The sequence below is a fragment of the Streptomyces flavovariabilis genome, from assembly GCF_000725785.1.
Taxonomy (GTDB): Bacteria; Actinomycetota; Actinomycetes; order Streptomycetales; family Streptomycetaceae; genus Streptomyces; species Streptomyces hawaiiensis.
Genome location: NZ_JNXD01000017.1, coordinates 15,028 through 27,824, shown reverse-complemented (window position 1 = coordinate 27,824; position 12,797 = coordinate 15,028). Strand labels below are relative to the sequence as shown.

Genomic DNA, 12,797 nt, shown 5'->3' with positions numbered 1-12,797 from the left:
GGCGCCTGTCACGCCGTACGCCCTACGAGTGCGTGCGCAGCAGCGTCCTCATCGTGCGCATCGCCACCGACAGGTTGGCGAGGTCGAACGAGTCGGAGCTCTGGATGTCCTCCAGCGTGGTGCGGGCCCGGCCGAGGATGGCCGCGTTCTTCTGCTCCCACGCCTTGTAGCGCTGCTCGGGCGTCGAGGTGCCGTCTCCCACCGCCAGGACGTCGGCGGTCAGCGACGCGTGCGCCGCGTACAGGTCCTCGCGGATCGCCGCGCGGGCCATGGACTGCCAGCGGTCGGCGCGGGGCAGCTCGATGATGCGGTCCATGAGCTGGGTGATGCGCAGCCGGTCGGCGAGGTCGTAGTAGACCTCGGCGACCTCCAGCGGCTCCCGGCCCATGCGGTCGGCGATCGAGACGATGTCGAGCGTCGGGAAGGCCGAGGAGAAGCCCGCCACCCGGGTGGCGAGTTCGTCCGGCACGCCGGCGCCCGTCAGCTCGTCGTGGATCTTCTGGTACCACTCCAGGTCGGCGCCGCGCAGCAGCTTCGGCAGCTCACCCCAGACCTGCTCGACCCGTTCGGCGAAGAAGTCGACGGTCCCGGCGAGCTCCAGCGGCTGTGGCCGGTTGTTGAGCAGCCAGCGCGTGCCGCGCTCCACCAGGCGGCGCGCATGCAGCCGGATGCGGGTCTGGACCTCGGCCTCGACCGTGTTGTCGAGCGCCTCGACCCCGTCCCACACCGGGGACTGGCGGAAGATCGCCCGGGCCGCGGTCTGCGCCCGCACGATCTCCTCCAGCGACGCGCCGGTCTCCTCGCGCAGGCGGTGCAGGTACGTCGTACCGCCCGTGTTGACCGTGTCGTTGACCAGGACCGTCGTGGTGATCTCGCGGCGCAGCGGGTGGCCGTCGAGCCGGTCGGGGAACTGCTCGCGCAGCTCGGTCGGGAAGTACGCGTGCAGCAGACCCTTCAGGTACGGGTCGTCCGGCAGCGTGGTGTGCAGCAACTCCTCGGCGACCGTGATCTTCGTGTAGGCCATCAGTACGGCCGTCTCCGGGCCGGTCAGGCCATGGCCCTGGGCGAGCCGCTCGCGGATCTGCCGGTCGGTGGGCAGGAACTCCAGCGCCCGGTCGAGGTGCCGCTCCCTGACCAGGTGCTTCATGAAGCGCTGCTGGGCGTGGAGCATGGCGCTGGACTGGGCGAGGGCGTTGGCGATCGCCGTGTTCTGCGCGTAGTTGTTGCGCAGCACCAGGTGGCCGACCTCGTCGGTCATCTCGGCGAGCAGCTTGTTGCGCTGCTTGACGGTCATGTCACCGTCCCTGACCAGGCCGTTGAGCAGGATCTTGATGTTCACCTCGTGGTCGGAGGTGTCCACGCCCGCGCTGTTGTCGATGGCGTCGGTGTTGATCCGGCCGCCGTGCAGCGCGAACTCGATCCGGCCGAGCTGGGTCAGGCCGAGGTTGCCGCCCTCGCCGACGACCTTGACACGCAGGTCCTTGCCGTCGACGCGGATGGCGTCGTTGGCCTTGTCGCCCGCGTCCGCGTTGGACTCGACGGAAGACTTGACGTATGTGCCGATGCCGCCGTTCCACAGCAGGTCCACCGGTGCGTGCAGGATCGCCTTCATCAGGTCGGCCGGGGTCAGCTTGGTGACCTTGGCCTCGATGCCGAGGGCCTCGCGGATGTGCGCGTTGACCGGGATCGCCTTGGCGGTGCGCGGGAAGATGCCGCCGCCGGCCGACAGCAGCTCCTTGTCGTACTCCTCCCAGCTGGAGCGGGGCAGCTCGAACAGGCGGCGGCGCTCGGCGTAGGAGGTGGCGGCGTCCGGGTTGGGGTCGATGAAGATGTGCCGGTGGTCGAAGGCCGCGACCAGGCGGATGTGCTCGGAGAGCAGCATGCCGTTGCCGAACACGTCACCGGACATGTCACCGATGCCGACGACCGTGAAGTCCTCGGTCTGGGTGTCCACACCCATGTCGCGGAAGTGCCGCTTGACGGACTCCCAGGCGCCTCGGGCGGTGATGCCCATGCCCTTGTGGTCGTATCCGGCGGAGCCGCCGGAGGCGAAGGCGTCACCGAGCCAGAAGTTGTACTGCTCGGCGACCCCGTTGGCGATGTCGGAGAAGGTAGCGGTGCCCTTGTCGGCGGCGACGACGAGGTAGGTGTCGTCCTCGTCGTGCCGGACGACGTCGGCGGGCGGGACGACTTCGCCGGCGACCATGTTGTCGGTGATGTCGAGCAGCGCCGAGATGAACGTCTTGTAGCTGGCGACGCCCTCGGCGAGCCACGCGTCCCGGTCCACGGACGGGTCCGGCAGCTGCTTGGCGACGAAGCCGCCCTTGGCGCCGACCGGCACGATGACGGTGTTCTTCACCATCTGCGCCTTGACCAGGCCGAGGATCTCGGTGCGGAAGTCCTCACGCCGGTCGGACCAGCGCAGGCCGCCGCGCGCGACCTTGCCGAAGCGCAGGTGCACGCCCTCGACGCGCGGCGAGTAGACCCAGATCTCGAACGCCGGGCGCGGCGCCGGCAGGTCGGGGATGGCCTGCGGGTCGAACTTCATGGAGACGTACTCGTGCGGCTTGCCGCCCGCGGCCTCCTGGAAGAAGTTGGTCCGCAGCGTCGCCTTGATGACCGTCAGGAAGGACCTGAGGATCCGGTCCTCGTCGAGCGAGGCCACCTGGTCGAGGGCCGCGTCGACCTCCTCCAGCAGCGCGTCCACGATCTCGTGCCCGGCGCGCTGCCGGTCCGGCGACATCCGCGCCTCGAACAGGGAGACGAGGAGGCGGGTGGTGTGGACGTTGTTGCGGAGGGTGTCCTCCATGTAGTCCTGGCTGAACGTCGACGCCGCCTGCCGCAGGTACTTGGCGTACGCGCGCAGCACCACGGCCTGGCGCCAGTTCAGCCCGGCGCTCAGCACGAGGGCGTTGAAGCCGTCGTTCTCCGCCTTGCCCGTCCAGGTGGCGGCGAAGGCGTCCTGGAAGCGCTCGCGGGCGTCGTCGCCGAAGTAGTCGCCGCCGTTCGAGCGGGGCATGCGCAGACCGAAGTCGTAGATCCAGGCCACGCTGCGGTCCGAGCAGCGCAGCTCGTAGGGCCGCTCGTCGACGACCTCGACACCGAGCCGGTTGAGGACCGGCAGCACGGCCGACAGGGAGATCGCGTCACCCGTGCGGTAGATCTTGAAGCGGCGCTCTTCGGGGGCGGCGCCCACCGGCTCGTACAGGCTGAGCGCGAAGTCCTTGTCCGCCTCGGCGTTCAGCTGCTCGAGGTGGACGAGGTCGGCGACCGCGGCGCGCGGGTTGTGGTCGGCCTTGTAGCCCTCGGGGAAGGCGTGCGCGTACCGGCGCATCGCTTCGGCAGCGTGCTCCTCGCCGAGCTCGGCGTTGAGCGCCTCGGCGAAGGCGTCCTCCCAGGAGCGGGCGGCCTCCACCAGCCGGGCCTCGATGCGCTCCTTGTCGGAGTCGGACAGCTCCGGCAGCTCGGTGCCCTGCGGGACCCGGACCACGAAGTGCAGCCGGGACAGGATCGACTCGGTGTTCCAAGCCGTGAAGTCGACGCTGATGCCGCCCAGCTCCTCCTTGAGGATCTCGATGATCCTGAGGCGCACGGCCGTGGTGTAGCGGTCGCGCGGGAGGTAGACGAGGGCGGAGTAGTAGCGCCCGTACTCGTCCTGGCGCAGGTAGAGCCTGAGGCGCCGGCGCTCCTGGAGGTAGAGCACGGAGGTGACGATGGCCCGCAGCTCGTCGACCGGGGTCTGGAACAGCTCGTCGCGCGGGTACGTCTCCAGGATCTGCGTCAGGTCACGGCCGTCGTGGCTGTTGGGCGAGAACCCGGCGCGCTTCAGGACCTCCTCGACCTTGCGCCGGATGACCGGGACCCGGCGCACGGACTCGGTGTAGGCGGCGGAGGAGAACAGTCCGAGGAACCGGCGCTCGCCGACGACGTTGCCGTCGGCGTCGAACTTCTTGACGCCGATGTAGTCCAGGTACGACGGCCGGTGCACGGTGGCCCGGCTGTTCGCCTTGGTCAGCACGAGCAGCTTGTGCTCGCGCGCCTTGGCCCGGGCGTCGGCGGGCAGCCGCTCGAACGAGGGGCTGACGGGGTGGCTCTCCTCACCGGCGTGCTGCGGGTCCGCGCGCAGTATGCCGAGCCCGGTGCCGGGCACGGCGGCCAGCGAGTCGTCGTCGCGCAGCTGGTACTCGCGGTAGCCGAGGAAGGTGAAGTGGTCGTCGGCGAGCCAGCGCAGCAGCTCGCGGGCCTCCTCGACCTGGGGACCGGGCAGGTCACCGGGGATGGGCTCGTCCGGCAGCCCCTCCGCCAGCCGGATCGCCGCCTCCCGCATCTTGCCCCAGTCCTCGACGGCCTCACGGGCGTCGGACAGCACGCGCAGCAGGTCGGCGGTGATCTGCTTCAGGTCGGCCCGGTCGGTCTCGCGGTCCATCTCGACGTGGATCCACGACTCGACGTGCGCGTCGTGCGGAAGGTCGCCGGTCGCCGGGGTCGACAGGACCTCGATGAGCTTGCCGGTGACATCGCGCCGCACGACGAACTGGGGGTGGATGACGACGTGGATCCCACGCCCCTGCCGCGTCAGCTCATTGGTGACGGAGTCGACGAGGAAGGGCATGTCGTCGGTGACGACCTCGACCACGGAGTGGCTGCAGGTCCACCCGTTCTCTTCCACCGTGGGGGTGTGCACCCGCACGTTGGCCGTGCCCTGGGGGCGGTTCTCGGCCAGCCGGTAGTGCGATACGGCAGCTCCGAAGACATCGACCGGGTCGCGGTCGGTGAGGTCCTCCGGGGCCGTGTGCAGGTAGTAACGCTGGAGGAACGTGAGGAGGGTCTCGCGGTCCGGGGCCTCCTGGGCGTCTGGGGTCTCCTCGCCCGTCGACCCGGTCGGTAGGTGCCCCCCGACCGGGCTGTTCTCAGCTACCCGGGCGGCCCTCTCGAGCAACTCGGCCTTGGCTTCGTCCAGCTTGGTCTGCATTGTCCTCTGGCTCCTGTCGCGCGCCGTTGCGTGACGTAGAAGGAAGTACGGCCTCTGCGCTTACGACCTCACGTCGTGACACGGGGTATCCGGTCTGTGCCGACGCTATGCCGCAAGGTGAGATGAGCGGGGGTGTCTGAGCCATTCTTGAGCTGCTCCACCGGTGTGATGCTGCTCTCTGCGACGCCCGGATCCTGATGATGTCCGGCGTGCCGGGAATCCTCGATGCCACGTCCCGCCCGCGAAGACCAGCGACCGCCGCCCGGTCACGGATGTCGTCCGTGCTCTCCGGGCGCAGGGCAGGGACGACGACGTCCCCGCGAACTATCGCGCTGATCACGCCACCAAGGCTATCGCTCCTTACAGGGGCTCCGTCATGAGCCGTATGTGTACAAAACAAGCCCCGGAAGTTTGACGTTCTGCACAGTGCCGCTACGGATTTCGGTCAGGCGGCGAGCCGCGCCGCCTCCGCAACCGCTTCCTCCAGCGTGTCCACGACAGGCACGCCGACGGCTTCCAGGCTCACCCGGCTGTGCGACCCGCCGGTGTACAGCACGGCCCGGGCCCCCACGTGCAGCGCGGCCACCGCGTCGTCCGCGGCGTCCCCGATCACCACGGTCCGCTCCGGTGCCACCCCGCTCAGCGACGACAGGTGGCGCACCATGTGCTCGGCCTTGCTGCCCCCGGACGGCCCGGTGCGTCCGTCCACCCGTATGAAGTGCGGCTCGATGCCGAATCCCCGCACCAGCGGAACGAGCTCCTCGTGCACGTACATGCTCAGGATCGACTGGCTGCGCCCCGCCGACCGCCACCCGGCCAGCAGCTCCACGGCTCCCACCGTGAGTCCGCACGCCGTCCGGTGCTCGGCGTAGTACCGGTGGAAGATGTCGTCCATGGCCTCCCACTCGGCCTCGGTCGGCAGCCGCCCCATCAGCCGCTCATAGAACTTCGGCACCGGTACGCAGTACAGCTCCCGGTACTTCTCCAGCGTCAGCGGCTCCAGCCCCAGCTCGGCGAAGGCCGCGTTCGTCGCCCCGATGATCGCGTCGATGTCGTGGAACAGCGTCCCGTTCCAGTCCCAGACAATGTGCGCGCCCGTCTTCATCCCCATGCCCGAAAACGTACCCGGCCCCACTGACAATCAAGAGACCGGCGCCTCAACGCGCCCCCCGCCGCCGGTTCAGTCCCCACGTCCCACCAGGTTCGCGATCTCCTGCGTGGCGAACCACAGCAGTTCGTGGTCCTCCGCCCCGTCCACGACGACCTGCGCGTCGTCGTCCCCGGCGTCCGCCGTCGGCAGCGCCTCGGCCGCCGCCGTCACGTCGGCCTCCGCGTCCGCCGCGTCGACATGCACCGACGCCGCCTTGCCCAGCGGGACCGCACCCGCGACCCGCACCTCCCCCGGCGCCGCGTCGGGCCCCCGGCCGGGATCCGCGCTCGCGGCCCGGTCGGCCACGTCGACTGCGATCACGACCCGGCGCCGCGGCGCCCCGGGCGCGGCCGCCAGCAGGCGCAGCGAGGCCTGCGCGGCCCGGCCGAGCGCCGCGTACTCCAGTTCCTCGATGTCGTCGGAGGCGTACCACTCGCGCAGCCCGGGCGTCACGGCGTAGGCGGTGAACGGCCCCGCTCCCAGCTCACCCGTCCTGTACGCCTCGGCGAGACCGGGGAGGGTCAGGGGCACGTAGACACGCATGGCTGGCCGCTTTCGTGGTCGTGGTCGCAGGGCCCCGGGGGGCTCCGGAGGGCCTTCAGGATACGTGCGGGGTGTCCCCTTTCGAGTCCCGCCCCGTGACGCCGGACACGTCCACCCCGGGCCCGGAATTCACCCGGCCCACCCCCGCGCCCATGGGCTCCACGCCCCCGACATCACCCGGATAGGTGAACCCTCCGGCGCCCGCGACCCGAATCAGGCTCCTTGCCGCGGCCCTCGTCGGCCCCGTACAAGATCACCAACCCGAAGTTACTCCCCGGTATCCACCGGGCCCACGAAACGGGGACCCCCCATGCACAAGGTCATGACCAGGACCCGGCACCGCTCCACCACCCACCCACCGGCCGTCCACGACAGCCGCCCCACCCCGCCCGCGGCACCCCACCGACCGGCGAACCCCACACCCGGCACTCCGGCCGACACCACGCCTCACACCCCCGTCAAGCCCACGCCTCGCACCCCTGCTGGTGCCGCGCCCCCGCGTTCGCCCGGCGGCGGCAGGGCCCGGCCTCCGGCGGCGGGTGGCCGTCCGCCGGCCTCCGCCCGTGCCAAGACGTCCCGCACCCGTCCGGCGGACACGCGCCCACCGACCCCCTCCGCGACCCGCACAGCACCCCGCAGGGCCACGGCAACCACCACCCCGGCGCGCACGGACGCCGCTGCCGCGGCCACCACCGAAACCGCCCCCCGCGTCCCGGTCCAGGGTTCCCGCCACGCGGAGGTCCCCCAGCTCCTCCCGACCGACCTCTTCGCCGATCTCCTCGTCGCCGTGCTGAGCGGCCACCGCCCCGTCCACTCGATGCTCCGCCACACCCGCGGCCGTGCCTACGACGAACTGGCCTGGCTGGCCGAACGCGGCCCCCTGCGCACCCGCGGTGCCCGACCCGTCGTCCGCGACATCGGGTACTTCGAACCCCGCCCGGGCGCGATCGAGGCCTTCGCCCGCATCGGCGCCGGCGACCGGCTGCGCGCCATGGCCTTCCGCCTGGAACTCGGCCGCGACCTCCGCTGGCGCTGCACAGCGGTGGAACTGGGCGGCCCGCGCCCACCCCGTCCGGAGTCCGGCTGAGGCCTGCTGAGGCCGTCTGAAGGGGTGTGCGGCCGCTCCCAGGCCGAAGGGCCGGACACCCCTCGGGTGTCCGGCCCTTCGAACCGCTACGGCGCCTCGGCAACCGTCACTTCTTGCGGCGCCCCCGGCTCCGCGCCTGCTTGCGCCGCTCCGCACGCGTCAGACCGTCGGCCTCGGAGCGCACCGGCTCGCCGTCCTCGGTGAAGTCGCCCTCGATGGTGCCGCCCTCGCCGTCGACCGTCGGCGCGGAGAAGTGGAGGTTGCGGCGCTGCGGGACGTCGAGCCCCTTGGCGCGGATCTCCGGCCGGGAGCCCGCCTGCGCCGGCACCGCGTCCTGCTTCTCGAGGTCGGCCACCGGCTTGGTGTCCTCGACCGGGACCTCCTCGACCTGCTGCTCGACCTGGACCTCCAGGTTGAACAGGTAGCCGACGGACTCCTCCTTGATGCCTTCCATCATGGCGGTGAACATGTCGAAGCCCTCGCGCTGGTACTCGACCAGCGGGTCCTTCTGCGCCATGGCGCGCAGGCCGATGCCCTCCTGGAGGTAGTCCATCTCGTAGAGGTGCTCGCGCCACTTGCGGTCGAGGACCGACAGCACGACCCGGCGCTCCAGCTCACGCATGATCTCGGAGCCGAGCTGATCCTCACGCGCCTGGTACTGATCGTGGATGTCGTCCTTGATGGAGTCGCCGATGAACTCGGCGGTCAGCCCGGCCCGGTCGCCGGCCGCCTCCTCCAGCTCCTCGATCGTGACGTTGCACGGGTAGAGCTGCTTGAAGGCGCCCCACAGCCGGTCGAGGTCCCAGTCCTCGGGGAAGCCCTCGGCGGTCTCGGCCTGGACGTAGGCGTCGATGGTGTCGTCCATGAAGTGCTGTACCTGCTCGTGCAGGTCCTCGCCCTCCAGGACGCGGCGCCGCTCGCCGTAGATGACCTCGCGCTGGCGGTTGAGGACCTCGTCGTACTTCAGGACGTTCTTACGCGTCTCGAAGTTCTGCTGCTCGACCTGCGACTGGGCGGAGGCGATCGCGCGCGTGACCATCTTGTTCTCGATCGGCACGTCGTCCGGGACGTTCGCCATCGACATCACGCGCTCGACCATCTGGGCCTTGAACAGGCGCATCAGGTCGTCACCGAGGGAGAGGTAGAAGCGGGACTCGCCCGGGTCGCCCTGACGGCCGGAACGACCGCGCAGCTGGTTGTCGATGCGCCGCGACTCGTGCCGCTCGGTGCCCAGCACGTAGAGCCCGCCGAGCTTCTCGACCTCGTCCTTCTCGGCCTGGACGGCCTTCTCGGCCCGCTGGAGCGCCTCGGGCAGGGCGTGTGCCCACTCCTCGATGTGCTCCTCGGGGTCGAGGCCGCGCTGGCGCAGCTCCGCCTCGGCAAGGTCCTCCGGGCTGCCGCCGAGCTTGATGTCCGTACCACGGCCGGCCATGTTGGTGGCCACCGTGACGGCGCCCTTGCGGCCGGCCTGGGCGACGATCGTCGCCTCCCGGTCGTGCTGCTTGGCGTTGAGCACCTCGTGCTGGATGCCGCGCTTGCTGAGCTGCTGCGAGAGGTACTCGGACTTCTCGACGGAGGTTGTGCCGACGAGGATCGGCTGGCCCTTGCGGTGCTTCTCCTCGATGTCGTCGACGACCGCCTCGAACTTGGCGACCTCGGTCCGGTAGATCAGGTCCGACTGGTCCGCGCGGACCATCGGCCGGTTGGTCGGGATCGGCACCACGCCGAGCTTGTAGATCTGGTGGAACTCGGCGGCCTCGGTCATGGCCGTACCGGTCATGCCGCACAGACCGGGCTGCTCCTTGCCGCTGTGGTCGTGGCGCTTGTAGAGGCGGAAGAAGTTCTGGAGGGTGATCGTGGCGAGCGTCTGGTTCTCGTCCTTGATCGGCACCCCTTCCTTCGCCTCGATCGCCTGGTGCATGCCCTCGTTGTAGCGGCGGCCCGCGAGGATACGTCCGGTGTGCTCGTCGACGATCATGACCTCGTCGTCGATGATGACGTAGTCCTTGTCCTTCTTGAAGAGCTCCTTGGCCTTGATGGCGTTGTTCAGGTAGCCCACCAGCGGGGTGTTCACCGACTCGTAGAGGTTGTCGATGCCCAGCCAGTCCTCGACCTTGGCGACACCGGACTCGTGGATGGCGACCGTGCGCTTCTTCTCGTCGACGTCGTAGTCGCCGGTCTCCTCGATGCCCTTCAGCGGCTGGCCGGCCTCGCCGCGCTTGAGGCGCTTCACCAGCTTGGCGAAGTCCCCGTACCACTTGGTGGCCTGGTCGGCCGGACCGGAGATGATCAGCGGCGTACGGGCCTCGTCGATGAGGATGGAGTCGACCTCGTCGACGATGGCGAAGTTGTGGCCGCGCTGGACGAGCTCGTCCTGGGACCACGCCATGTTGTCGCGCAGGTAGTCGAATCCGAACTCGTTGTTCGTGCCGTACGTGATGTCGCAGGCGTACTGCTCGCGGCGCTGAGCCGGCGTCATGTTGGCCAGGATGCAGCCGACCTCGAGCCCCAGGAACCGGTGGACGCGGCCCATCATCTCGGAGTCGCGCTCGGCCAGGTAGTCGTTGACCGTGATGATGTGGACGCCCTTGCCGGACAGCGCGTTCAGATACGCCGGCAGGGTGCCGACGAGGGTCTTGCCCTCACCGGTCTTCATCTCGGCCACGTAGCCCATGTGCAGGGCGGCGCCACCCATCATCTGCACGTCGTAGTGACGCTGGCCGAGGACGCGCTTGGCGGCCTCGCGGACGGTGGCGAAAGCCTCGGGCAGCAGGTCGTCCAGGGTCTCGCCGTCGGCGTAGCGCTGCTTGTACTCATCGGTGAGTGCGCGCAGCTCGGCGTCGGAGAGGTCGACGAAGTCCTCTTCGATGGAGTTGACCTGGTCCGCGATGCGGTGCAGCCTGCGCAGGATCTTTCCTTCGCCTGCACGCATGATCTTCGAGAGGACGGACACGGGGGTTGGTCTCCTTGCCGGTCGGGCCTGGGACGGTCGGTTACCACTTGACTCACTGAGCAACGGCCATCGTATGCGAGGACCCCACCGCGCCGGGAGGGCCTGCTGCGACGGCGACCGTCCGCTGCTTCAATTCTGATTCACGTCTGCTTCAAAGGGGACAACGTCCGGCCCCCTCGGATAGTGCCGCACCCTTCCACCGAATCGCACAACGCGTGACAATCCGCTCACTCACGGCGAACCGATGGCATCGGGCCCGGCCTCCGAGCAGAATCGGCCGATGGACCCCGTCACCCTCACCACGGACCGCCTCCTGCTGCGCACGGTGGGCCCCCAGGACACCGACGCGGTGTACGACGCCTGCCAGGACCCCGACATCCAGCGCTGGACCACGCTCCCCTCGCCCTATCTGCGCGAGCACGCCCTGGACTTCACGGAACAACTGGTCCCGGACGGCTGGGCGGACGGCTCCATGTTCACCTTCGGCGTCTTCCTGCGCTCCGGAGAACTGGCGGGCATGCTCGGCATCGCGATGCGCGCCCTGGGCATGGGCGAGATCGGCTTCTGGGCCGCGAAGCAGCACCGCGCGAACGGCTACCTCACCGAGGCCGTCCTCACCGCCTGCCGCTGGTCCTTCACCCGCGCCGCACTCGATCGCGTCGAATGGCGCGCGGAGGTGGGCAACCGGGCTTCCCGCGCGGTGGCGGAGCGAGCGGGTTTCACGATCGAGGGCACGCTGCGCTCCGCGACGAACAACAAGGGAGTACGCCGGGACGCCTGGGTGGGCTCCCTGCTCCCCTCCGATCTGGGCCTCCCGTCCACGGCCCCGTACCTGCCGGCGCGCTGACCGAGTCGGCCGCCCCGGCAAAACCGCAGGTCACACTCCGCTGTCAGTCCCACCCCATACTCTGCGGCCATGACCACCCCGCCCCCCAACGCAGACCTCTCCGCGGACGAGGCCCGCAGGATCGCGCTCCGCGCCCAAGGCTTCCTCGGCGCGCCCGACCGCCGCTCGGGCGTCCGCGGCATCCTCCGCCACCTGGGCGCGATACAGCTCGACACCATCTCGGTCCTGGCCCGCTCCCATGAGCTCGTCCCGTACGCCCGCCTGGGCGCGGTCGGCCGGAAGACGGTCGAGGACGCCTACTGGCAGGACACGCACTCGTTCGAGTACTGGTCCCACGCCGCCTGCATCCTCCCCATCGAGGAGTGGCCCCACTTCGCCTTCCGCCGCCGCGCCTACCGCAACCGCCCGCACTGGAACCACGAACTCCCCGACGGCGCCTACGACCGGGTCATCAAGCAGCTCCGCTCCGAAGGCCCCCTCACTGCCACGGAGTTGGGCGGCGCGAAGAAGACGAGCGACTGGTGGGACTGGTCCGGCTCCAAGGTCGCCGTCGAACGCGCCCTGATGTACGGCGAGGTGGTCTGCGTGGAGCGCCGTGGCTGGAAGCGCCTGTACGACCTGGCCGAGCGCGCCGTCCCGGGCGACCTGCTGCACGACGAGCTGGACGACACCGAGTGCCTGCGCCGCCTGGTGCGCCTGGCGGGCCGGTCCCTCGGCGTCGGTACCCGCGCGGACATCGCCGACTACCACCGCCTCAAGGGCGAGCAGGTGGACGCGGTGATCGCCGACTCGGGCCTGGTCCCGGTCTCGGTCGAGGGCTGGGGCAAGCCGGCCTGGGCCGACCCCGCGGCCCTGCAGACGCCCCCGCGCGGCCGCCACCGCACCACGCTCCTGTCGCCCTTCGACTCCCTGATCTGGGAGCGGGCGCGCACGGAGCGGATCTTCGGCTTCACGCACCGCCTGGAGGCCTACGTCCCCAAACAGAAGCGGGTCTACGGCTACTTCGCGATGCCGGTCCTGGCCGGCGGCCGTCTCGTCGGCCGCGTGGACCCCGCCCGCGAGGGCCGCACGCTGGTGGCCAAGCAGGTCACGCTCGACGGCCCGAAGGCCGTCCCGGCCGTCGCCCAGGCCCTGGCCGAGGCGGCGACCTGGGTGGACTGCACGGATGTCCGCGTGGAACGGGTCGACACGCCGGACCTGCGTGAGCCTCTGGCGAAGGAACTCGCCGGCCTTCTCGGCTGAGAC

At 70.2% G+C, this 12,797-nt stretch carries 7 protein-coding genes; 3 read left to right on the top strand and 4 right to left on the bottom strand.

The genetic code is table 11. The annotated features are described in order from the left end of the window. Positions 1-22: 22 nt before the first annotated feature. The 3 genes from IO24_RS0127130 to IO24_RS0127120 all read right to left on the bottom strand — a co-directional run bounded on the left by IO24_RS0127130 (position 23) and on the right by IO24_RS0127120 (position 6,665). Positions 23-4,972 (bottom strand): NAD-glutamate dehydrogenase, encoded by a 4,950-nt coding sequence (locus IO24_RS0127130; RefSeq protein WP_031139920.1) that lies wholly within the window; start codon positions 4,970-4,972, stop codon positions 23-25. Between the two features lie 445 nt (positions 4,973-5,417). Beyond that, positions 5,418-6,083 (bottom strand): HAD family hydrolase, encoded by a 666-nt coding sequence (locus IO24_RS0127125; protein ID WP_031139918.1) that lies wholly within the window; start codon positions 6,081-6,083, stop codon positions 5,418-5,420. A 69-nt stretch (positions 6,084-6,152) separates the two neighbouring features. Next, a complete protein-coding gene (locus IO24_RS0127120) occupies positions 6,153-6,665 on the bottom strand; it encodes a DUF6912 family protein (protein WP_031139916.1) in 513 nt (170 codons plus the stop codon). 310 nt (positions 6,666-6,975) lie between these two features. On the opposite strand from IO24_RS0127120, the gene IO24_RS0127115 reads away from it, so the two are divergent. After that, positions 6,976-7,752 carry an Rv3235 family protein gene (locus IO24_RS0127115; protein WP_031139914.1) on the top strand — a complete coding sequence of 259 codons (777 nt, stop codon included), beginning with the start codon at positions 6,976-6,978 and terminating at the stop codon, positions 7,750-7,752. A 106-nt stretch (positions 7,753-7,858) separates the two neighbouring features. On the opposite strand, the gene secA is transcribed toward IO24_RS0127115, so the two are convergent. After that, a complete protein-coding gene (gene secA / locus IO24_RS0127110) occupies positions 7,859-10,705 on the bottom strand; it encodes a preprotein translocase subunit SecA (protein ID WP_031139912.1) in 2,847 nt (948 codons plus the stop codon). Positions 10,706-10,985: 280 nt separating this feature from the next. Between secA and IO24_RS0127105 the strand changes: the two genes are divergently transcribed. Further along, positions 10,986-11,552: a GNAT family N-acetyltransferase gene (locus IO24_RS0127105; protein ID WP_031139910.1), complete on the top strand. Its 567-nt coding sequence runs from the start codon at positions 10,986-10,988 to the stop codon at positions 11,550-11,552. A 69-nt stretch (positions 11,553-11,621) separates the two neighbouring features. After that, positions 11,622-12,794 carry a winged helix-turn-helix domain-containing protein gene (locus IO24_RS0127100; protein ID WP_031139908.1) on the top strand — a complete coding sequence of 391 codons (1,173 nt, stop codon included), beginning with the start codon at positions 11,622-11,624 and terminating at the stop codon, positions 12,792-12,794. The last annotated feature ends 3 nt before the right edge of the window (positions 12,795-12,797 follow it).

Excerpts from the sequence above, each read along its gene's own strand:
- IO24_RS0127130 (WP_031139920.1), bottom strand. The coding sequence starts at position 4,972 with ATGCAGACCAAGCTGGACGAAGCCAAGGCCGAGTTGCTCGAGAGGGCC.
- IO24_RS0127105 (WP_031139910.1), top strand. The coding sequence starts at position 10,986 with ATGGACCCCGTCACCCTCACCACGGACCGCCTCCTGCTGCGCACGGTG.
- IO24_RS0127125 (WP_031139918.1), bottom strand. The coding sequence starts at position 6,083 with ATGGGGATGAAGACGGGCGCGCACATTGTCTGGGACTGGAACGGGACG.
- IO24_RS0127115 (WP_031139914.1), top strand. The coding sequence starts at position 6,976 with ATGCACAAGGTCATGACCAGGACCCGGCACCGCTCCACCACCCACCCA.
- IO24_RS0127120 (WP_031139916.1), bottom strand. The coding sequence starts at position 6,665 with ATGCGTGTCTACGTGCCCCTGACCCTCCCCGGTCTCGCCGAGGCGTAC.
- IO24_RS0127100 (WP_031139908.1), top strand. The coding sequence starts at position 11,622 with ATGACCACCCCGCCCCCCAACGCAGACCTCTCCGCGGACGAGGCCCGC.